The organism is Paenibacillus plantiphilus, assembly GCF_927798095.1.
Taxonomy (GTDB): domain Bacteria; phylum Bacillota; class Bacilli; order Paenibacillales; family Paenibacillaceae; genus Paenibacillus_Z; species Paenibacillus_Z plantiphilus.
On record NZ_CAKMMF010000006.1, the window covers coordinates 26,372 to 49,235 of the forward strand.

Annotated in this window: 18 protein-coding genes and 1 tRNA gene; 6 read left to right on the plus strand and 13 right to left on the minus strand. The window is 47.0% G+C overall.

All coding sequences use genetic code 11. From position 1 onward, the window contains the following. Positions 1 to 208 precede the first annotated feature (208 nt). Positions 209 to 2,218, plus strand: a complete 2,010-nt coding sequence (locus tag L6H65_RS06705) for a methyl-accepting chemotaxis protein (protein ID WP_236339735.1) — start codon at positions 209 to 211, stop codon at positions 2,216 to 2,218. Here L6H65_RS06705 and L6H65_RS06710 read toward each other — a convergent pair. Beyond that, the gene (locus L6H65_RS06710) at positions 2,215 to 2,598 is read right to left on the minus strand and encodes a DUF423 domain-containing protein (RefSeq protein WP_236339736.1); all 384 of its coding nucleotides are present in this window, start codon (positions 2,596 to 2,598) and stop codon (positions 2,215 to 2,217) included. The genes L6H65_RS06705 and L6H65_RS06710 overlap by 4 nt on opposite strands. A gap of 82 nt (positions 2,599 to 2,680) precedes the next feature. On the opposite strand from L6H65_RS06710, the gene L6H65_RS06715 reads away from it, so the two are divergent. Both L6H65_RS06715 and yhbH read left to right on the plus strand, forming a co-directional pair. Further along, positions 2,681 to 3,130, plus strand: a complete 450-nt coding sequence (locus L6H65_RS06715; RefSeq protein ID WP_236339737.1) for a hypothetical protein — start codon at positions 2,681 to 2,683, stop codon at positions 3,128 to 3,130. 265 nt (positions 3,131 to 3,395) lie between these two features. After that, the gene (gene yhbH, locus L6H65_RS06720) at positions 3,396 to 4,550 is read left to right on the plus strand and encodes a sporulation protein YhbH (protein ID WP_236339903.1); all 1,155 of its coding nucleotides are present in this window, start codon (positions 3,396 to 3,398) and stop codon (positions 4,548 to 4,550) included. Between the two features lie 77 nt (positions 4,551 to 4,627). Here yhbH and L6H65_RS06725 read toward each other — a convergent pair whose 3' ends face one another. The 7 genes from L6H65_RS06725 to L6H65_RS06755 form a co-directional block, all read right to left on the minus strand. Further along, positions 4,628 to 6,055: a sensor histidine kinase gene (locus L6H65_RS06725; RefSeq protein ID WP_236339738.1), complete on the minus strand. Its 1,428-nt coding sequence runs from the start codon at positions 6,053 to 6,055 to the stop codon at positions 4,628 to 4,630. Beyond that, the gene (locus L6H65_RS06730; RefSeq protein WP_236339739.1) at positions 6,052 to 6,723 is read right to left on the minus strand and encodes a response regulator transcription factor; all 672 of its coding nucleotides are present in this window, start codon (positions 6,721 to 6,723) and stop codon (positions 6,052 to 6,054) included. Before L6H65_RS06730 ends, L6H65_RS06725 begins: the two co-directional genes overlap by 4 nt. Positions 6,724 to 6,785: 62 nt before the next feature. Continuing rightward, complete coding sequence (locus L6H65_RS06735; RefSeq protein ID WP_236339740.1) at positions 6,786 to 8,903, minus strand: MMPL family transporter; 2,118 nt, start codon at positions 8,901 to 8,903, stop codon at positions 6,786 to 6,788. 166 nt (positions 8,904 to 9,069) lie between these two features. After that, positions 9,070 to 10,101 (minus strand): ATP-grasp domain-containing protein, encoded by a 1,032-nt coding sequence (locus L6H65_RS06740; RefSeq protein ID WP_236339741.1) that lies wholly within the window; start codon positions 10,099 to 10,101, stop codon positions 9,070 to 9,072. A gap of 44 nt (positions 10,102 to 10,145) precedes the next feature. Beyond that, positions 10,146 to 10,961 carry an HAD family hydrolase gene (locus L6H65_RS06745; protein WP_236339742.1) on the minus strand — a complete coding sequence of 272 codons (816 nt, stop codon included), beginning with the start codon at positions 10,959 to 10,961 and terminating at the stop codon, positions 10,146 to 10,148. After that, positions 10,958 to 12,100 carry a cysteine protease StiP family protein gene (locus L6H65_RS06750; protein ID WP_236339743.1) on the minus strand — a complete coding sequence of 381 codons (1,143 nt, stop codon included), beginning with the start codon at positions 12,098 to 12,100 and terminating at the stop codon, positions 10,958 to 10,960. Before L6H65_RS06750 ends, L6H65_RS06745 begins: the two co-directional genes overlap by 4 nt. Positions 12,101 to 12,195: 95 nt before the next feature. Beyond that, positions 12,196 to 12,645: a GNAT family N-acetyltransferase gene (locus L6H65_RS06755; protein ID WP_236339744.1), complete on the minus strand. Its 450-nt coding sequence runs from the start codon at positions 12,643 to 12,645 to the stop codon at positions 12,196 to 12,198. Positions 12,646 to 13,132: 487 nt separating this feature from the next. On the opposite strand from L6H65_RS06755, the gene L6H65_RS06760 reads away from it, so the two are divergent. Beyond that, complete coding sequence (locus tag L6H65_RS06760) at positions 13,133 to 13,696, plus strand: hypothetical protein (RefSeq protein WP_236339745.1); 564 nt, start codon at positions 13,133 to 13,135, stop codon at positions 13,694 to 13,696. Between the two features lie 580 nt (positions 13,697 to 14,276). On the opposite strand, the gene L6H65_RS06765 is transcribed toward L6H65_RS06760, so the two are convergent. The 3 genes from L6H65_RS06765 to L6H65_RS06775 form a co-directional block, all read right to left on the minus strand. Beyond that, positions 14,277 to 15,389 carry a slipin family protein gene (locus L6H65_RS06765; protein WP_236339746.1) on the minus strand — a complete coding sequence of 371 codons (1,113 nt, stop codon included), beginning with the start codon at positions 15,387 to 15,389 and terminating at the stop codon, positions 14,277 to 14,279. 233 nt (positions 15,390 to 15,622) lie between these two features. Beyond that, positions 15,623 to 15,709, minus strand: a tRNA-Ile gene (locus tag L6H65_RS06770). Between the two features lie 176 nt (positions 15,710 to 15,885). Further along, positions 15,886 to 17,301 (minus strand): RtcB family protein, encoded by a 1,416-nt coding sequence (locus L6H65_RS06775; protein ID WP_236339747.1) that lies wholly within the window; start codon positions 17,299 to 17,301, stop codon positions 15,886 to 15,888. A gap of 169 nt (positions 17,302 to 17,470) precedes the next feature. On the opposite strand from L6H65_RS06775, the gene L6H65_RS06780 reads away from it, so the two are divergent. Then, positions 17,471 to 18,799, plus strand: a complete 1,329-nt coding sequence (locus tag L6H65_RS06780; protein WP_236339748.1) for a helix-turn-helix transcriptional regulator — start codon at positions 17,471 to 17,473, stop codon at positions 18,797 to 18,799. Further along, a complete protein-coding gene (locus L6H65_RS06785; RefSeq protein ID WP_236339749.1) occupies positions 18,774 to 19,577 on the plus strand; it encodes a WYL domain-containing protein in 804 nt (267 codons plus the stop codon). The genes L6H65_RS06780 and L6H65_RS06785 overlap by 26 nt, the downstream gene beginning before the upstream one ends. A 56-nt stretch (positions 19,578 to 19,633) precedes the next feature. Here the strand turns inward: L6H65_RS06785 and L6H65_RS06790 are convergent, their stop codons facing one another. Then, the gene (locus L6H65_RS06790) at positions 19,634 to 22,027 is read right to left on the minus strand and encodes an FtsX-like permease family protein (protein WP_236339750.1); all 2,394 of its coding nucleotides are present in this window, start codon (positions 22,025 to 22,027) and stop codon (positions 19,634 to 19,636) included. A 5-nt stretch (positions 22,028 to 22,032) separates the two neighbouring features. Next, positions 22,033 to 22,788, minus strand: a complete 756-nt coding sequence (locus L6H65_RS06795; RefSeq protein ID WP_236339904.1) for an ABC transporter ATP-binding protein — start codon at positions 22,786 to 22,788, stop codon at positions 22,033 to 22,035. Positions 22,789 to 22,864 lie beyond the last annotated feature (76 nt).

Consider the following 22,864-nt stretch of genomic DNA (forward strand, 5'->3'; position numbering starts at 1 on the left):
TCATCTTCCTTCCCTTACTCAAGTCTAAACCCACATGTGTATCTATTATAAACGATACTGGCCAAATATGGATATATGATTTTGTTTATTATTTGTTTATTATCTATACGCAGCTCAATATTGTCATTGAAAATATCGTCATAAACTGTCAAAATGAGAGGATAATCTGGGTATTTGATACTATAATATGAGAGGTGTCACTCCACAAATGCGACTAAATCCCTTGTCAGCCATACGCACACAGCTTATTGCCATCATCATTCTTGTTCTTCTTGCACCTATTTGCGGGATCGGGATCTATTATTTCACTACGATCAGCGATCGGATGACTACGCTTGATGATAAAGCTACCCAAGACGCCTCTACAGCGGCTCATGGCATGCTTTCCATTCTATCCTCTCATGTGATGGACGTTACAATCACCAATTCCCGCTGGGAGGATTATCGCGAAGCAATTGAGCAGCAGAACACGGATTGGATCGCAGAAAATATAAGCTCAGCCGTAGATATTGTGCCGAATATCGATTTCGTCATAACAGCTGACAATAAGGGCAAGGTCCTTGGCCACAGCGGAGATTTCAGCGAGTTCAAGGAATCCATTGCGAATACCGGCATCATTGAATATACGAGCAGCAAGGGTGATTTCACTGGCCTGCTCCCTACCTCCAAAGGAGTTGCCTTTATTGCAGCTTCCAAGGTAACGGATGAAGACAATACGCTTCCTTCTACGGGTGTGCTCATCTTTGGACGGCTTCTTGATGAGCTCGCGATGTCCACAATCTCGGGAACCGTTGGCGTCGGCGTCGGATTCTATACAGAGCTTGGAGAACATAAGGGCTGGGTACAGCCTGCAGAAGATTTCCCTAAGGATGAGCAGGCAGTCTCAACCATCTATGCGAAGGCGATGGACAGTAAATCTGAGGTCGCTCATCAGAATAACATACAGCTCAAGGGGCGATCCTATAGTGTATTAATGACGCCTGTTCTTGGTTGGGCTGGCGAGCCGATTGGCCTGCTCTCTATCGCGCGCGAGCTGAGCGTAAGCTCTGAGGTTTCTTCTGAGCTGCAGCGGCTAAGCCTGCTTGCGGGTGCTGCAGCCCTTGTTCTGATCCTGTTAATCGCCATCCTTATTGAACGGCGAATTGTTGCGCCGCTGAAGAGAATAACTGTATACATGAAGCAGGTCGCCGGAGGCGTTCTATCTGCTGCCGCCCCTGCCAGAGAGCTTCGCAGAAGGGATGAGATCGGTTATATAACAAACACGCTCCACTCCACTGTCACCTCCCTTCATAATATTGTGAAGCAAATTGAAGTCACATCTGGAGGAACGATGTCAGCAGCAAACATACTGTCCGGTGAGACGGAGGCGACTAGAACAGGCATTGAACAGATTGTTCAATCCATGAGAACGCTCTCGGCCGGCGCGGAAGCACAGATGCAAGGAACGACAAGCGGAGCGCGTGCGATGAATGATATTGCAGCCGGAATTCATCATATTCACGACCGCACATACACCGTATCTCAGCAAACGGAGGAAGCTGCCCAGTATGCGGAAGAAGGGCAGATTGCCATTCAGCAGGCAGTTGAGCAAATCAGTCAAGCCAGTGAATCCGTCAAACAGATCGTTCGACAGATGGATGACTTGAATCAGCATTCAGAAGAAATTATGGAAATTGTGGAGTGGATGGGCAAGATCGCCTCACAGACGAATGTTCTGGCGCTCAATGCGAATATAGAAGCTTCCCGCGCAGGCCAGCATGGCAGAGGCTTCGCAGTCGTTGCGGAGGAAGTCCGCAAGCTTGCACAGCAATCCAATCTGGCTGCAAGCAGGGTTCATGAACGTGTTACCACAGTACGCAAGCATATTTCGCTGGCGGCCGAAAGCATTCATTCTGGCAGTGTTGAAGTCAATCGCGGAGCCAGTCTGGCACAATCTGCAGAGCATGCTTTCGCCAGAATTACGGAGTCAGTAGCAACGATGAACAGCCAGCTGCAGGGCATGGCTGCCGCTACTGAAGAGATGTCTGCCGGCAGCGAGGAAGTGAGCGCCATGGTAGAGCAGACAGAGACTGTATCCAGACATGCTGCCCAGCAAATCAATGAGGTGACCGGCATCGCAGATTCACAATTCGCATCCGTAAGCCGTATCACCTCCGAGATGAGCAAGCTCCAGCAGCAGATTAGAGAGCTCGCATCAGTCGTAAGCCGTTATCGCTAGCTTCGGCGGCCAGCCTTCCACAGACAATAAGCAGCTAAAGCCCAAGCTGTTATGAAAGCCACTCCTCCGAGCGGAGTAATTGCCCCTAACACCTTAATTCCGCTCATACTGAGCACATAGAGACTGCCGGAGAACAAGAAAATACCGATATGCATAAGCCTGCCTGCCCATTGCAGCGCAGGCTTCGCTCCAAGACGATCTGCCAGTAGCGCAATCAGAACTAATCCGATCGCATGGTACATATGATAGCGAACACCCGTTTCAAACACGGCCAGCATATCGGCATCAAGCCTCTCCTTGAGAGCATGTGCTCCGAATGCCCCCAGTGCGACGGCAAGCAGCGCGTGAATCGCGCCAAAAAAACCGAACTTCGATAACATTATCCATCTTCATCCTTTCCAATGGTTTACAAATGGGTTACAATATTTCATGACATAGCCACACATAAAGGAGACTTACGAAATGAGCGATCAACAATTCAACAAAGATTCCTACCCGCCTTCACCAAGCTTCAATCCGGTACCCGAAACAGAAATAATCGCAAAACAATCCAAGCTCGGAATCGCTTCCTTTATTCTGGGAATTGTAAGCATTATCGGCTTTATTATCTCCATCATCATACTCTACGTGAATATGGTTGACATTATTGGAGAATTCCCTACAGAAGAATCCGTCATGGCGATAGAAGATCCCGAGGTTATCGTTGAATCAATGATTTTCCCAGTCCTGTTCATGCTTTTCTTTGTCGTTGCAAGCATTGTAGGACTCATTCTCGGCATCACTGGAGCATGCATGAAGCATACCCGCAAAGCATTCTCCATTATCGGTATCGTACTGAATGCCTTGCTCTTTGTCGGCTTCCTCATGTCCCTTATTCTTGGCACGTTCTCGCAAGTAGTAGATGGCATTTGAACCAAATATACGAATGAAACTATGCTGCAATAAACAATCTGCCGGTGCATGCTGCCCCTGGCAGATTTTTTGTTGTTTGCAATTATTATTGTACGGAAAAGTGATGGTGAAGTCCAATCCTCCGTTTCAGACCAACTGACCCTCATTTCGGAGGAATGAGATTCATAGATTCGGGCGGTATTTGGCTCACATAACGTGCAGAGACTTGAATACAATGAATAACAACGAGACTTTAACGACAAGGAGGTGCAACGATATGGACGCAATGGATGATTCGCTGTACACAGTTTCGCGCGAGGATTGGTCGCTTCATCGCAAGGGCTATCAGGATCAGGAGAGACATCAGCAGAAGGTTCGGGAGGCAATCAAACAAAACTTGCCTGATCTTGTCTCCGAGGAGAATATTGTAATGTCCGACGGGAAGCAGGTGATTAAGGTTCCGATTCGGAGCCTTGACGAATTTCGTTTCGTGTACAATTTCAATAAAAACAAGCATGTCGGTCAAGGTGACGGCGATAGTCAAGTGGGCGATGTGCTGGGCGCGGACCCGGCTTCCGCGAAGAAGGGCGGCAAAGGAGATGGCGCCGGCGATCAGCCGGGTGACGATGTCGTTGAAGCCGAGATCAGCCTGGCAGAGCTCGAAACGATGCTCTTCGAGGAGCTCGAACTCCCCTTCCTGAAGCAGAAAGACAAGGATCAGCTGGAAACATCAGAGGTCCGATTCAATGATATCCGCAAGAAGGGAATTATGTCCAACATCGATAAGAAGCGGACGATTCTTGAGAACCTGCGCCGCAATGCCACCAGCGGCAATCCAGGCATTCACGGCATCTCGCCGAATGACCTGCGCTACAAGACATGGGAGGAGATCATCAAGCCGCATTCCAACGCCGTCATTATGGCTATGATGGATACCTCAGGCAGCATGGGCAGCTTCGAGAAATACGTCGCGCGCAGCTTCTTCTTCTGGATGACTCGTTTCCTCAGACATCAGTATGAGAAGGTGGACATCGTATTCATCGCGCATCATACCGAGGCCAAAGAAGTGACCGAGGATGAGTTCTTCACCCGTGGCGAGAGCGGCGGCACCATCTGCTCATCGGCTTATTTGAAGGCCCTTGATATTATAGACAGTCGATTTCCGCCTGAATTGCACAATATATATCCCTTTCACTTCTCTGACGGCGACAATCTGACATCTGATAATGAACGCTGCGTCAAGCTTATCGGCGAGCTGCTCAAGCGCTCCAATCTGTTCGGCTACGGTGAAGTCAATCAATACAACCGCTCCAGCACGCTTATGTCAGCCTATAAAAACATTAGCACCCCTACCTTTATGCACTATGTCATTCGCGAGAAAAGCGAGGTCTATAACGCGCTGAAGTCATTCTTCCGCAAACGTGAAGTGGTGCCTGGGTAGCAGCCGATTTTCTCACAGCCGAGGCATATATGGGCTCCATGGAACAAGTAATATGCGATAAGCTGTTCCTGCAACACTTATCGCATATTTTGATTGGAGCTTGATTGCAAAGCTGCAGTATCGTTATTGGGTCTAGGCAATATAATAGTAAATATGCTGCCCTTGCCGCTCGTACTCGCTATATCTATTTGTCCATGATGCAAATGTACAATTTGCTGCACAATGGATAACCCCAGTCCTGTCCCTTCTTTTGTCCGCGATGAATCCACTCGAAAAAATTTATCAAATAATTGAGGCATGTTGTCAGGCTCAATTCCTATTCCTGTATCTTTAAATACGACCCCAATACAATTGCCTTCCGACAATAGGCTGATTTCTATATTGCCGCCAGCATGATTGTATTTAATCGCATTCGTTAGGAGGTTATCCCAAACAATTGCAAGAAGCTCCTCATCTCCACGAATAGTAGTAGCGGGCAGCTTATACGAAATTTCTAAATTCCCCTCTTCAATGCGCCATCTATATTTCTTTATCACTTCTTTTAATTGAGCATCCAGATGAAAATTTTTGTACTTCATCGGATAAGCGGCTTGATCTAAGGAGGTCAGTATAAGAAGCTGTTTCGTTAAATTTGATAGACGTTTTGTCTCTTTTTCAATAATGCCTGCAAATTCATAACGTTCCTCCTCTTTAATTGAAGCGGACTTTAATAGCTCTGCGTATCCCTGAATGTTCATCAAAGGAGATTGAAAATCATGCGATACATTATTAATAAATGTTATTCTAGCTAAATCATTATGCGCTAACTGGGTTTGCATAAGATTGAAACTGGCAGATAATTGACCGATTTCATCTTTTCTTTTGATGTTTAGCGGATAGCTGTAATTTTCTTTTGCTATTTGTTTAGTTGCTTCAGTCAGTTGTGTAATAGGGCGGGTTATTTTCTTCGCAAGCCACAGCATACCTAAAACATTCACTATAGCTATCACTAAAATAAAGACAATTAACACAGTATGGATATCTGTTGAAATTAATTTAATATCCGGACGGATAAATAAGCCATATTGCTGCTGTTCATAGGAAAAAGGAACTCCTACCGTATTTTTTAGTTCATTTGCAAAATGCCCCATCATAAAGGTATTGTTCGAAAAATTGTTAATGCCATGGTAAATTTCACCGTGGGTAATAACTCGAAGCGCCTCTTCCGGAAGTGTTGCATCTTCAAAAGGCTCGCCGAAAAAAAATTGTTCACCGTTTTCGTTGATGACATAGATTTGGTAACCGAGCTTTGCAACAGAATGCAAGTAGCTATTGAAGCCGGAATTCGATTGATGCACTTGCTGCAAAACGTTCACTGTCTCTTGCGCAATCGCAACTTGATGCTTGTCTGTATTTTCTTTGGTAACATTCAGATAAAAAAAGTTTGCAATAATTAAACCAATTATGGTGCTGACCATTAAAATGAAAAGAGCAGCCGCAATAAACTGTCTGTACAATGTCGTCATGTTAATTCCTCTAATTTATACCCGATGCCTCGTACAGTCTGAATTTCTACTTTTGCATCATGGCGCTTTAATCGATCACGGATTCGGTTAATATGTGTATTTAACGTCGATTCATTTCCTTCAAAATCCGCCCCCCACACATGTTCGATTAACAAACTGCGTGACGTCACCTTGCTCGCACGAGAAACCAAGAGAGAAAGAATTTCAAATTCTTTCAGAGGCATGAGCAAAGTCTCTTGCTCGATCGTTACTTCAAAGTCGTTCCGATTAATCGAAAGATTGCTAATTTGCAAGTTATCGCGAATGGAGCGTTCAAATCTTCTTAGTATCACCGCTACCCGAAAGAGCAGTTCTTTGGGCTCGAATGGCTTAACAATATAATCCTCTGTCCCTGAAAGAAAACCTTTTTCTTTATCCTCTAGTTGTCCTTTGGCGGTTAATAATATAACAGGGATGAGCAAATCTTGGGTAAGTACTCTTGTTAATGCATAACCGTCCATACCTGGCATCATGACATCTATAATAGCTAAATCAACGAGTTTACTTTCCAACAATTGCAAGGCTTGCTTGGCATCGTCTGCTTGCAGCACTTTATATCCTGCTCTTGTTAAGTGAATGGATACGAGTTGTTGTATATAGGGATCGTCGTCTACAACAAGAATTTCCATGCTTTTTCCTCCTTATATGGAGAGTGAGCACAGAAATAGAAATCTCTGTGCTCACTAAATCATTATGAACTTGTTTCTACTTTTTTATCCTTTTCAAAGAAAAGAATAAGAGCTGGTAAAAGTATTCCTCGGACTAAGAACGTATCAATCAGAATACCGATCGCTACCATGAAGCCAAATACGAATAAATCAGCGATCGGCATCGTCATGAGGGCTGCGAAGGTTGCGGCCAAAATGACCCCTGCAGATGAGATGACCCCTCCTGTATTGCGAATTGCAATTTCTAAAGCTTCCTTAACACGGTGCTTTTTACGTTCTTCCATAAATCTGGAAACCAAAATGATATTATAGTCGATTCCTAATGCCACTAAGAAAATGAACGCATACACCGGAACGCGCGTACTTATCGCTTCATATCCAAAGAGCGCGTCAACAAGGAAAATTCCAATCCCTAATGCCGAAACATAAGAGAGAAGGATCGTTGCCATCATATAGATCGGCATTTTCCATGATCGTGTCAAGAAGAACAGAAGACCAAGAATAAGAAGCGTTTCAAGCACCACAATTGTTACTATATCTCGGTTGTTCACATTACGCTCATCAACTAATTTGGCTGTCACACCTGCAAAATGAGCTTCCCCTGTAAGGGAGGCATCGCTTAGCAGCCCTTCACTTTGATCCCGCAAATCCTCCATAAAGTCAATTGCTTCTACAGAGTAAGGATTTAACGAAAGAGCAACACTGTATTTTATGGCCTGTTTATCCTCTGACTGACCTGAGAGTCGCGTAGAGGCTATCTCATCATAGGAAGCGAGCGCTTTTGCCAGCTGTTCTATGGATTGCTCTGAAATCGCTTGTTTACTTACAACCAATAAGGATGAAGGCGCTAGTTCACCTTTATCAAAATTTTCTTCCACAATCTCATATCCTACGCGAGAGGGCAAATCTTCTGGAAAAGATTTAACAGTATTGAACTCAAAATTGAGATTGAATACATTGAACATCGTTACAATCATAATAATGGCAACGGCTCCGCCGGAAATAAACGGCTTATTGACGACAAACTTTGCTACAGGTCCCCATATGCCATGCTTCAGTTCCTTTGCTGCTCCGAACGTTGGAACTTTAGGCCAAAACGCCTTGCGTCCAAATAACACAAACAATGCCGGTACTAACGTTATGGAGGCTAACATGATAATGAAAATGGACATCCCGAACACTGGAGCAAAGTTAGCATAGTCTCGGAAGTCAGCAAAAAACAAGATGAGCATCGCCGCAAGAACGGTACCGCCAGCAAAGAAGACCGGCTCTCCCGTTGCACGCATTGCATGCTTCATCGCTTCGTTCTTGCTTTGGTGATGGTTCAACTCTTCACGATATCTTGAGAAAACGAATAGGGAGTAATCGATAACAGCCGCGAATAATAGGATGCTCATTATGGAAGTTGTAGAGTTGTTAATCTCTAAACCTGCCGCACCCATCAGCGCAATGGTCTGATTGGAAACCTGATAAACAATGATTGTCGCTAGCAATGGAATAAACGCCAGTAACGGGGAGCGGTAAATAACAATCAATAAAAGCAATATAATTACAATTGTTGCAAGAAGAAGAACGAAGTCTGCACTTTCAAACAACTTTATCGTATCTCCTGCTATACCTGCCGGTCCTGTAATATAGAAGCTAGTGCTTTTTAATGAATCAGCAATCTTATTGCCAATTTCGGTAGCCTTATCGTTTATTTCGGCGTATTCATTATTTCCAAGTCCCTTTTCCAAGCTCATTGGGATGATCAAGGTTGATTGGTTGTCTGAAATAAACTCCTCTGCTGCCACTGGCGGTAAATCAGCCAAATTGACAATAGCATCGATCCCTTTAATATCAGCAGCTAGAATACCGTCCATAATCTGTTGTACTTCAGTTATGTCAATCTTTCCATTCTCATTATGGAAAACTAGAATGCCAGGCATCCCCTGCTCGTTCGGAAAATATTTTTCCAGCTCATTTTCGGCAACGATAGATTGCGCCTCATCTGGCAACGATTGAAAATCGGTCACTTTGTAATCATTTAACTTTGGACCTGCACTAAGACCACCAACTAACACTAACCAAACGATAAGCGTAATCCACATTCCCCGTTTAGTCGAAACCCAATCCGTAATTGGGGACAACAATTTATGCATGATCTGCTCTCCTTTTTCTCTATAAGGTATCTACCGGAGTCATCATATCAAATCAACATAAACTGAATATCAACTATTTATTGCAGCGTTCATGCAAAAGCCACACCGCGCGCGGTGTGGCGAATTCCATCTATGCATACCGGCTTATGGATAAAACGCGGCATGTTTATTTCGCAAACTGTCTAGCCTCCATAATTAAAGCCTGCTCGACAAAGCTGGCCGTAATGCCGAGCTGCGGCTCAGGCGGCTCAATCGGCTTGCCCATAATGGAGCGAACCGCCAAATACGGCATGTTCACACCCGACAGGCAGGTAATATACAAACCGCCGGACATGCGCGGATTAATTTCCAGCAGCTTCGGTATGCCTTGGTTATAGCGCACCTGAATGTTGAAAGCATAAGGGATACGCAACGCCTCCGCAATTCGCTCGGAGATGGCTTGAAGCTCAGGAACATCCTCAAGCAAATACAATCTTCCTTCCGACTTTCTCCGAGGAATAGCCGTTATAAGCTCACCTTTAGCTGTTGAGATGCAGTCAATGCTATATTCCGGTCCCTCCAGCAGCTCCATCACCATCAAATCCTCGAACTGCTCTGTCAGCGCCAATGTATCATATGCCCGCTGGAACGTAGTAGATACCGTAACATAACTAAACAGCTCGCCAAGTGAATCCAGATCATTGTCGATCATGCGAAAGCCATTGCCGCCCTCGGCCTTCGTTGGCTTGAAGCAAACCTTCATATCTTGCGCCGATAATTGCTCGTACGCCTTCTTGAAATCAGCCGCCGTGTTAACGACTCTGTATTCCGGGATTGCAACAAGGTCCTTGCCTCCCAGCATTTCGTAGAACCTGTCCTTCTCCATCATCGCCTCAAGCAGCTCAATATCTCTGCACACCATCACCTTCGTACCGATCTCATCGAACAGATGGATATGCCGTGCGATCTCTTCCATATGCAGCCGAGGTATGAAGATGTCGATCTCATGCCTGGCACAGAACGCCACACAGAAGTTCACATATTCCAACCCTGTGACAGCGGGCTCCGTCTCCGCATGATCTGCTGCCAGCAGCGACATATGCTGAATATCAGGATGTGTGCCATAAAATATAAACTTCTCACCATCAGAGTTATTACGAATCATATGGATATAATGATAAGCAACCGAAAACCAGCGATTCATATAAATTCGCGTCATTTGAACTTTCCTTCCTGGATTGCAGCTAAAGTGCCATTCCCATCCTATACGATTCCTGCTGCTATGCGTTTGCCCGCTTGTTCAATAATAATATCCAGCAGCTCTTCGGAAGCCGAAGCCCCCGTAAGCTTGGTGAAAGAGATATGCGGATTAGCGTCCTTCAATCGGCCTAGCTCTCCATGAGCAGGTGCAATGGCATAATCAGCTGCCAGCAGCAAACTTTCGTCCAGCAAGCTGTCTCCCGCTGCGAATACATAGCCAGATTGCAGCTTCTCCTTCACATACTGGATGGCGGCGCCTTTGCTCACTTTCTCCGGCACAAGGTAGATCTTGCGTCCCTGAAGCGAATAGCTCCATCCCAGCGGCGCAATCTGCTTCTTCAGCTCTTCTATCGCATCTATCGGCAGCTGCTCTCTCTCAACTACGATGGAGTAGAACAACTCGTCGCATAGACGGGAGGATTTCACCCAATGAGGAGCGGCAATCGCATCGAATAGACTGAATATCTCCGCCTGCTCAGCGCAATGTGTCTTGACCGCTTGGCGAACAATGCTGTTCCATTCCTGGTCGGGCTGCCCATTCTCCAGAATGGTCCCCCCATTGCTGACGATTGCGTATAGAGGTCGAAAAGTGTCCGTAATGCCGAAGACGCGATGATACTGCTCCGGTGTTCGAGTCGTGACAGGAATGAACTGTGTCAAAGTGACGAGCTGCTGCAGCTTCTCTATCGCTCTCTTGGTCATAAACGATATATGTCTTCCTTCATAAAGCTCAACCGGCTCCATCTCTTCGGCAGGCACATTCCCTTTCGACCTCTCCGAATAAATCAATGTCTGATCCAGATCACTGGCAAAAATCATTGCTCTGCCTCCCTAAGGGGTTTAATAATTCCGCAGCATGAGAACGTCAAATCTGGATATTCCTCTACCGGAACTTGACGGTCCTTAGCTAGTAGAAGAATATGCTTCAGATTCGGATTATCAAGCCGATCCACAAGAATCTTCCATGGCACTCTTCGCAGCAGCACTCGTGTCGTTTCGCCTACTCCCGGTTTAACAAGATTGACATCCGTTATTCCGAATTCGCGCTGAATCCGCTCGATATCCTTCATCCCGCTCCAAGTGACCGCTGTTTCCTGGGGGCTTGAGAGCAGCCTGTCCGCCTCAATCTTGGCATCAGACTCTATCTCCTTGAAGTGAGCTTCTACCGTATCTACGAACAGATTGGACACATCCGAATCCAGCCATTCCTTATAAAATTTAGCCCCGTGATAATCATTCGGACCGATCAGATCATCCCGCAGAACGGTGCGGCTCATAAGACCGGATACCGTTGAGTTGAGACAAGCGCTGGGAATGAGATAGTCCTCTCTCGTCCCATACGTGCCCGCGCAGTAGCCGGGGTCTGCAAGCACAGCAAGATCGTCATCCAACTGGATACCGTACTTGGACTTCATCTCCTGACAAGCCTCGATGAGCACCTTGCGTATTGCGCCCTTGCCTGTCCACCCGTCTACAAACTGAATATCATAATCTGGATGATGCTGAAGCATATATTGAAGCGCATTCTGATCGATTCCTTTTCCTCGAATGATCGAAATGCTGTAATGAGGCAGCTCCACCCCATGCATCGCCTTCACATAACGCTTTATTAGCACGCCAATCGGAGTCCCGGCTCTCGCTAGCGAAGCCAGCGTAATTCGGGTCCCCTTTTTCTTCACGATAATTTCCGATACAATGCCAACGGCATATGCAATTCTCTTGGCTGATTCGCGAAGCGTGTCGTGAAACAACTGCAAGTATTCCGGCGTCGGCTGATATTCAACCGGCAGCATTTCAGAGTAATGAACTCCTGTCTGAATTGCAACTTCCCTGTCCTCGTTATTTCTCTCCAAATTCACATCGCTCAGGTCTTTCAGAAGAAAGATTACATCCTCTTGTTTATAACTCCCCATAGGCGTAGGATCCGCTAAGCTGCTGTTCCTTATTGTATTGGCCATCTAGTCCTCCGCTTCATTTATTTACAGACTTGCTTATTCAATTCTACTTTATTATTGCATCTTTTTCATGCTCGAAATATAGAAGTTGATTCGCATTAATCGAACTTCTTTATAAACCCAGTTTTCAACCCTTTCAGAAATCCACAGCTTTCGTAAAATTGATGAATTCCTTCGCGCTTGGCTCCTGTCAGCAGCATCACCTTATAGCAATGATAGTCCTTCGCGTATTCAATCGCCTTGTCCAGCGCCATCCTCCCAAAGCCTTGCTTCCTATATGCGCTGTGCGTGACGACATTCTCGATAAGACCATACGGCCGCGCGCCTCTCGTCAAATTTTTGATGATCGTAATGACGCAGGAGGCTGCAACAATTCCATCCTTCTCGACTACAATGATTTTCATATAAGGATCATTCATTATTTCATTCCATAGACCGCTAATTTCATTGCCATCCAGCTCGGGATCATCCTTATGCAGATGCTTATAAAGCCCAAGAAGCTCCTCCAGTTCGAATTGACGAACAAATCGCGCATTGGCCTGAGACATTTCTGATACAGTCCCCCATTTTAGTAATGATAAACAATTCCTATTATGGTAGCATAAAAGAAGGAAGAATAGTAAGGCAAGGTGAACGGTTCAATGGACACAAGCCGGTTGTTGGAATGGGAACAGCAGCACAATGCTGCGAACCGTACTCTGGAAGGGTTCTGGAATTGGTTCAATATTTGGAGAAAGGAGTGCAAGAGTACTTACCATGAATTATTTTCATTCTCTATAAGCCCAAATATAGTTTAAGAATCGCGAAGAAAGCATTAAAGGAAGGGCTTGATCCTGAGCTGGTCTCTAAAATTACAGAACTGGATATCAAGTATGTTCAAATCTTGAAACAGAAATTGCAATAATGCGATCACAAATGATACTCCGACTTAAGTCGGGTTCGAAACCCACCTCAGGTGCGATTCTTAATGAAGGTCTCTGCAATATAATATTAGGCAATAGACGAATCGAGAGCACATCACGGGGGATGGTAATAATGAAAGAAACATGCCACATCTATGTCCTTCTAACAGATACAGGAACACTTTTCACTAGACTGATTCGCATGTTTACGAAGGCTCCTCTGAATCACGCCTCTATCGCATTGGATCGGGAGTTGAAGGAAGTGTACAGCTTTGGCCGCAAAAACCAGCGGAATCCGCTAATTGGCGGTTTCGTGAGAGAAGATATGACAAGCGAGATGTTCGACCGCGCTACATGCGCCCTCTACTATTGCAGCGTTAGTAAGAAGACGTATGATAAAATCCGCATGCACATCGAAGAGATAGAGAGAAATGAGCATCGGTACAAATACAATCTGCTTGGACTGTTCGGTGTATTGATAAATAAACGCATCGTTCGCAAGAACGCATACTTCTGCACACAATTCGTAGCTTCGATATTGGAGGAGAATGGCGTCTTAGTCAGCTCCAAGCCCTCCGATCTGGTTACGCCTTCCGATATTGAACAAGCGAAAGCGCTTAACCAGGTATATCGAGGAAGTCTGCAAGGATATATGGCAGGCCAATGGCCTCCAGTTGCTCATTCCGAGCCAGCCTGATTAGCCGCACAGCCGGAATGGCTGTTACCGCAGCACACTAAAGAATCAGCAAAAAAAACGGGCTATCTAGAAAGTCAAATATCCAATGAGTCCGTCCCAAATGATGTGAAAAGATGCCTCCAAAACCACTATAAAAAGTGGGGCTGGAAGCATCTTTTTTATCCTATATGGGGGGGCTTAGTGGGGGCTCTGAAATCATTAAGCGACTTTCTAGACAGCCCCTTCAGACTGTTGAGAAAGCCCTATGTGGGAAATGTGCTTGCAATACCAATTACACCGACTATATGATCAATCGGCATTATATAACTGCAAAAGTACCTCTCCTGTATCCCATATAGCTGCCCAGAGCCAGAGTAAATGCAAAAATACATCAACGATCACCAGAAACGAGCATATCCTGTACTTTTTTGTTTTTTCACTGCACTTTTGCAGGTAAGGGGCTTGAAATGGTCCATTCTGGCCATGTTAACTGTATTTTTGCAGTAATGCAGATGCAAGCAACGGTTGGAGCGACATAGGGCGTACCGACCCAATGTACCGACGGGTAACGTCCCATGGACTTTCTCAACAGCCTAGATTTTTACTTTTCCGTGCTTCTGACACTAAGCAATGAATTCAACTGCTCCAGCAGATTGTCTCCGCCCGTTAGCGAGATTGTGCCAATCTTCTCGCAAATCTTCTCTAGAAACTCCAGCTCCTTCAGTCGGTACAAGGTACCGTTCTCATCCATCAGCTTGGCTGTGTTCATGAGGCTTCGGGTTGAAGCCGTTTCTTCACGACGAGTGATAATGTTGGCTTGCGCCTTCTTCTCTGCAAGCAGCACTGTATTCAGAATGTCCTTGATATCGCCTGGCAGAATAATATCCTTAACCCCCGCCGAAATAAACTGCACGCCATAGCTCTCGCTCTTGTCATTCAGCCGTGACAGAACGAACTCCCCGATCTCCTGCTTCATTCGCAGCAGATCATCCAGCTTCAACGTTCCCACATATTCGCGCAGTATAAGCTGCAGCAGGATGTATACTTGATCCTCGAACGACTTGATTTCGAGCGACTTGAGCGAATTCACTATTTTATATTGACATACAAAGTTAAGCCGCAGCGTCACCTTGTCCTCTGTCATAATCTCCTGTCCCGTCATATCCAGTTGCTGCTGGCGCAGATCCAATGTCTTCACCGCTACGGACACAGGTCCCTTCCAGAAGTAATATTTGCCGGGCTGCAGCTCTCTCTGAATGACGTTGTTGTAATACAGGATGCCTGATTCATGTCCAGCCACCTCGAACATCTGAAAGTAGCCGTGCAGCTTGGGCAGAATCGTCAGCTTCACCTCCTGCGTAAATTCCGGACTCAGAATATCAACCGTTACGAAGGTATGTCTCTTCATCACATTCCAGAATGCATACGTGCCCGATGTTAGCAGCGATACAAATTTGCCGTCCACGTAATGCAGCACATATTCATTGTCTTGAACATCTGCGATTGCGAGCTCCCGCATAAGCTCCGCATCCTGCAGGAAGACATCAAGCTCTTTGTCCACAGGCGCGAACGGTCTCAGCACATTTTGCACAATGACTGTATCATCAGTGAACGAGGAGAACCTGTGAATGCCTGGCTGCAGATGCTTCACGTAGCTGCCCCGCTTGAACAGCAGTCCTCGTTCATCCGCTTTTATAATTATTTTTTTGAACATTCGTTGTCACACTCCTTTGTCATCCTGTAAGTCAGGAATTCTCCCTGAGGCTGGGACGGAATGGAGCTTGAGACAGGTGGAAACGAATCCGTCCGCTATGAATGTCCATGATTCGGTCAGCGGCTCAACTTCAACCTCTAACCCGTTCATTTCCGTTCAAAGCTTCTGGCATACGGTTCCTCCTATCGGTATCCGCCCATTGCATAGTCAAGCTTCAGTGCTGCGGCAATGCCAGCGCGAGAATTCCTCCCTTATAGGTTTACTGTTTCATCGTAGTCTCGATTATAAGTCGAGCGCTCTACCACTGAGCTAATCGCTTTGTAGCGATAAGGGATTCGAACCCTTGACAGTTGGAGGATTAATGACGGTGAAAGCTATACAGCATACCTGCGCACAACATGCGCGGGCACTGCGGGACCGTTCTGAAATCCCTGCGAAGTATAGTCACCTCATCATGTAACCCGATCTATTATTGATACAATCTTTAATAGCACAATTAAATACCTTTGATAGCAGCCATAGGCTTGCATTTGGCGACTACATCCGCCAAGGATGCGCCAACGATACTATCGATAATGGCATCCACATCCTTATAAGCTTGCGGACATTCATCGAGAATCGTCTCCAGTGAGCGGTGATTCACCAGCACCTCATCCTCTGTTCCAATCCGCAGCGACTGCTGAAACTGATCAATAGTGACCAGTTCCTTGGTCGCCCGGCGGGATCTAGCTCTTCCTGCGCCATGACAGATGGAATAGAAGTTCTTGCTCCCTTCTTCCCGTCCGATCATAATGTAGGAGGAGGTCCCCATTGAGCCTGGGATAAGCGCCGGATGTCCTGTTGCCCTGTAGGCCGGCGTGTTCAGAAAGTGTTGGGGAGGCAATGCTCTCGTAGCTCCCTTGCGATGAACGAGCATCGGCTTGTTGTCGTGGAATTCCTTAAGCGCATAATTATGCATCAGGTCATACAGGACAGGCAGCTCCAATGCTGAACCGAATACTTCTCTAAACGCTTCACGAACGCCAAAGGCGATCATATGTCTGTTGGTGACCGCAAAGTTCAGCGCGGAGTACATGAGGTTCAAGTAAGCCCCGCCCTCCTGACTCGCAATTGGCGCATAAATGAGATTGGGATCAGGATTCTGGACTCCCCATAGCTCCATCGCTTCCTTGAGCGATCGCGTATATTCTCTTCCAAGCATGGCTCCCCAGGCTCGTGATCCAGAATGAATCATAACGACCACTTGCCCCTCGAACAGTCCCCACTTGGCAGCCAACTCCCGCTGCTCCTCATTAATTTCCAAGTATTGAATTTCAATAAAATGATTGCCGCCCCCAAGCGTTCCCAGCTGCCCGTGAGCATTCTTCTGAATGCGAGGCGGCAGATGATTCTCCAGGTAAGCGTGATCGAACTGGAAAGAAGATTGCTCTACATGTGTCATCCATTGGTTGTCAGGCACATATTTCTCAGGCAGACCAAGTAGTCCATGCTTTACGATATTCAGCAGGTCAATATCCGCATAATGCGAATTCGTGCGCTCATTCGTCGGAACATATTTCTCAATGGCCGAGATCAACGCTCTGCGAACCCCTTTATCCTGAATATCGTTGCGATGCAGCGGTGTTGTGTGAACACGCATGCCGCAGCCGATATCAACGCCTACAATCGATGGCGATACACAGCCGTCCTTCATTCTCCATACTGCTGTTGTTCCAATACAGGTTCCAACGCCTACATGCGCATCGGGTGTGTAGCTCATATATACATTCCGCGGAATTCGCAGATTGTTATTCGCCATCTCATATACCTTGGATTCGAAGGATTGAAAAATCTCCTCGTTAGCGAAGACATGCAGCTTGCCATGCTCCAGCTTCATTTCATGATGGTTGTTTCCATGATTGATATGTTGCATGAGTGATTGTGACCTCCTCTTGTTCGCTTTGCTGGGTTTTATCATCGCTTATTATTTGACTTCCGAACATGGCGAAAGTATTACGAGACGAATATTGCCTCTTTTTCTTCTTATCTATCACCTGATACAATGAATGGAAGTATTTCATCTCAGAGCGGAGGTACAGCGGGTGGCCAAGGAAAGCTTCGATAAGGAAATACAGTTTCTACGCATGCTAGTCCTCACGAGCGGCGCATACAGCAGAGGGCAGTTTGCCGAGCGGCTAGGCATCTCCGTCCATACGTTTGATAAAACGATCAAACGACTGAAGGACATCGTCAGCTCCGTTCAACAGAACTTGCCGCAGAGCAAGGGCAAGGAGCTGGCAGAGACGATTCGCTACAGCTACTACGATTCGACTGATCCGATGCTGCTGTTTCTCTATCGCGCCAAGTCTCTTAAAGAATCGGAAAGCCAGCGAATCTCGCTGCTGCTCGCCGCCATGCAGGACAGCTCGCTAACGACGATGGAGCTATTGGACGCCTGCTGCAGCACCCTGCCAGCGGAGCTTCCGATGCCTGACGAGAAGACGATACGTTCGGATCTCAAATACCTGGAAGAGGTGGGCGTCATTGCGCGCGAGCCCGGCCCTCGTCCATTCCGTTATCGCATTAATAATGATCTGGTCACTGAACTCACACAGGACGAGCTGCTTGACCTGTATCATTTCGTTGACGTGATGTCCAATACGCAAATTCCATCTGTTCAAGGGTACTTGCTGCGGGACGGCTTGAAGAAGCAGCTTTATCGGCAGCAGGAGGCTCTTGGAGCGGCAGAGCCGTTCCTATACAAATATCACTATTATTCGCGAATTCTTGATGAAGCGAATCTATTCACACTGCTGGACTGTATTCGCAAGCGCCGCTATATAAGCTTCCTCTACTTCTCGCCGAAGAAACCGAAAAGCTACGCCTCCAAGAACACGAATCCGTTGTTCGAGCGCGAAGCAGAGGGCAGCCAGGAACGGACTCTTCCGCTTCAAGTTGTCTATGACCATCAATATGGGCGCTGGTATTTGCTCTCCTATGATTCCAGACAAGGAATCAAGAAGTATCGGATGGAAGGCATGACACAAATGGAGGTCGAAGAGAAAGCGGCAGCTGAAGAGGATTTTCTGAAGAAACGCGAGGAATTGGATGCGAGAATCAAGTACAGCTGGCTTATCGATACCGGCCGTCCTATAACAGTTCGAGCCCGCTTCTATAATCCGGGACATTCGCAGCCCAATTTCATTAAGGAACGTGTGCTGCTGCAAGGACAATGGGGCGTCATTATGGATGAAGACGAGCATTCCTTTATTTATGAGATCATTGTGAACGGGACGTTCGAGATTAAGCCTTGGCTGCGCAGCTTCGGTTCCAGCTGCGAGGTGGTTGAGCCTGCTTTTTTACGTAAGGAAATGATTGAGGAGTGGAAGGAGCTGCAGACGTATTATGAATCTGTTCGAGAAAATTTTTAACCATGGCATCCTCTCGCGGCTGGAGGACTCAGGCACTTTTATGGTCACAGCTCATGAACGGGGCTGGCTGAAGACGATGCTGCTGCATCCGGCAGCTCCTGATGCTTTTGCACCTGAGACGTTGAAGAAGCTGGCTTCGATTCTGGAGCAGGAACAGCCGTTCATTATTGAAGAGGATCTGATCGAGAAAGCCCGCAGCATGGAGCGGCAGGTATACCATCCCCACCTGCGAACCCTCCGCCGGATCATAGTGAACCGAAGCGGCATCCGTCTCGGTTATACCGTCAAGAGCGGGCAAGCCCATCAAGAGCAAGAGGGACTCCCCTATAAGCTTGAATATTCCATGGTGAAGCGAGAATGGTATTTGCTCTGGTATCACATGAGGAATGGCTCCATGATGAGCACGAGGCTGGCGAAGATCGCCGCGATTGCAGAGCTTCCGCTGGCTGCTGATCACGCGGAGCGATTGTTGGCCGATATCCAAGCGAAGCTGCATAAACGCATGGCGAGCGCGAAGATACAAGTGATGCAGGAATACAACCGTGAGCTGTCACGTATTCTGTATGCTTTCTCCTGCTTCGAAAAGGACGTCGACTACCATGCCGATACCGATTGCTATACGATTGCATTGCGCTTCGCCAATAATGAAAGCGAATATGTGCTGTCCAAAATCCGCTTCCTCGGCAAACGGGTCAAGATTGTGGACGGCAAGCTGCTGCAGCGCCGAATGTATGAATCAGCAACCAAAGCGCTGCAGCTGTATGGAGCGACAGAATGAACTCAACCGTTTAGCCAATGAATACGATTGCACCATCACGCTAGAGCGCAGGCCACTCATTCTTCGACTAGTATGCGCGGCGAAGTCCCCTTGATCACCCTCGAAGACAGCCATGAGCCAAGGAAAGCCGCGATCAAACTCGTTGCAGCCATTGCAACTATGCCTCCCCAGCTTAGAATTAGAGGCAGCTCAACGAGGCCGTAATTCACGAGCACGCTTCCCAGCATGAACGGCAGCACATAGACGCCGATGAATACGCCCAAAGCAGTTCCCAAGGCAGCAACCGCCACAATTCCCAACGTCACTGAAATACGAATTTTGTTAGCGGTCATTCCGATGGATTTATAGATGCCGTAGGTTTTGCCCTCTTTTCTGATACTGATCCGGCAGGTCGTATAGATGATAATGAAGGTAACGAATAGAAACAGCAATCCCATTAAGCTCATCGGGACGATAAGTACAGATACCGCCTCCTTATAAACAGCGTCCAATAATGTCTGCTGCGTTACAGCCGATACGGATTCCCCTTGCTTCGCATTCAGCGCTTTAACAAACGCATCCGACTGTTCACTATCATGAAGATTGATCAAGCTGATCTCCATATCGTTATAATCAGCATTGTGCATCCTTATTGTGTCAGCGGTCATTCTAGCTGAATAAGACATGTTCGCAATTGCTTGGTAGATACCGGTCACTGCAAGGTTGTACTTGTGCCCCTGTACATACACCTCCACCACATCGCCGATCTCCTTTCCAAGCTCCCGCGAGACATTGACGCCTATCGCTATTTCATTCTTATTGCGAGGGTTATGCCCTTTTAATACGGTATAGCCCATCTCCTCATAGCTGCCGTCAACTACTGACGTATTGATGTTCAATGAACGAGCATCCGCATATGGAATTACGCTGTTGGCATACCCGATCCATCCGATATTTTTAATTCTGGAATCAGCCAGCAGCTCCTGCTCGAACTTCTCACGGGAAAAGGCCGCTTTGTTCACGATGGTTACAGCGATATCAGAGGAATCGTAGCCCCATAATGATGCGGTCTGCTTGATTGAAAATATACTGTTCATCAGAATGAAACCCAGCACTAGCACAGCAGTTGTAACCGTCGCCAGAATCAACATAAGAAGCGAACCCTTCCGATGCTTTTGAATATGTCTGAAGCCCAGCACAGCAGCAACCGGGAATCTGCCGAAGCCCCTGCCTCTGCTCTCAGCTCCTCCTGCAAGCAGCCGCCCTGTCAATTTGCTGCTCTCCTCCTCGGACATGCCGTATCTGATCGCCTGTACAGGCTGTACGGAGCGAGCTTTATTCGTATGAAACAGCACACATATAATGACCAGCAGGAACATGGCAGCGCCAATAACGATGGCTTCGGCCGTCCCTTGCAAACTGATGTCATTATGCTCTGTTCGCAATACCGAGAGCGAGCTCGCCACAATCAAGCGGGAGATCCAGTTGCTAGCCATTAGTCCGGGAATGACAGCAATGCTGGCCAGACAAGCATATTGAAGAACATAGGCCGCAATGATTTTGTTCGCTGTCAGACCAATCGTCTTCAGCACGCCAATCGTTCTGTATTGGGATAGAATGGCGTCGGAGATTGTGAAGCCAATCGTGTACAGAGCTACCAGCATCATCACAATGCCTAGAAAAACCATAATGAAACCAATCACTTGGTTAATAATAAGATAGAAGGAAGCAATCTCTTCGAATTCCATTTTGGATTCCAGATATGGGCTGCCAAGAGCCTGTTCGAATCTCTCCCAGTAGCCTCCCTGTTCCTCATAGTCTTCGAATCGAAGCGCCAGCATGTACTTGTCAGTACCCGGCATCTCTTGAAGCTGTTCCTTGTAATCCTCATTATTCATCCAGATGCGCGCACTCGTAGCGAATGGTCCTCCAAAAGGGATATCGATCACAACGGCTGATATTGTCAGCTCGAATCGATGATTACCCGTATTGAATTCTATCGTATCGCCTGCATGAAGCCCATGGGAGGAAGCGAGCGAGGTCGGAACCCAGACCGTCCCTTGCTCTGGCTGCTCGCTCTTTGCGCCCTGCGCGACTGCCAGATTGTCTACTCGGGGAGGAGTCCCTTGCGTATCCATCATGTACAAATACATATTCGCAGTCTCTTTGCCTTGATAATTAATGCCTGATAAACTGCGATAAGGCATCAGCTCGGATGCAGTTACCCCTTCCTGCTTCTTCCACCAATCATGGACGAATTGCGGGTCATGCAATCCAGCTCCAAGCAGGAGCAGCTGATGAGAGCCGTTCTCTGCGTTATGTCTATCTGTGAAAATATTCGACGTATTGGAGATGACAGCTGACGAGGTCGCAAGGAGCAGCGTTGACAGCAGAATAAGCAGGGCGATCAGCCCGTTCTGCAGCTTCTTCTTTCTCAGATAGGCCCGCGAGAGAGTCCAAACAGCTAACATAGCGTCTACTCCCTTCCCGCAACGAACGAGAAGATGATGCTCTCGCGTTCTTGAGTATCCTGCTGGAACTTGTCGAACTCCAGCACACCGCCGATTTTGCCATCCCGAATGTAGATGAGCCTGTCAGCACGACAAGCTGCCTTCATATCATGTGTAACCATGACAACAGTCTGCCCCTTGCGGTTCATGTCTGTCAGAATATTAAGAACGGCGACCCCATGATCGTAATTCAAGCTCCCTGTCGGTTCATCTGCGAAAATAACGTCCGGCGCATTGATCAGCGCTCTGGCGATAGCCGCTCTCTGCTGCTGACCGCCTGATGTTTGCGATGGCAAGCGATGCTGCTGTCCCGCAATGTCCAGCTCATTCATAAGTGAAAGCGCCCTGCTCTGCACCTCATGCCTGGATTGACCGGCAACATAGCCAGGCAGCGCAATATTCTCGTAGATCGTCAGGTCAGGGGCCAGATTGATGCTCTGATAGATATAGCCAATCCTCTTCGCCCTGAAATCTGCCAGCCTCTTCTCATTGAAATTATCTGTACGCTGCTCGCGAAAATACACCTCGCCCGCAGTTACACGATCCAGCCCGCTCAACAAATAAAGCAGGGTGGACTTTCCCGAGCCGGAATTCCCCATAATGACAGTGAAATCCCCTTCATAAATGTCCAGATCGATATTTCTGATCGCATGGTATTGCTCGCTTCCCGTTGAATAGGTCTTGCACAGGTTCACTGCGCGAATAATTGTTCTCTTCGGCATCATCAAGCCCTCCCGAAATCTAGTTCTGACATCATTCTAAAGGGCCGATCTTAAAGAATCGTTATCAACTTATTAA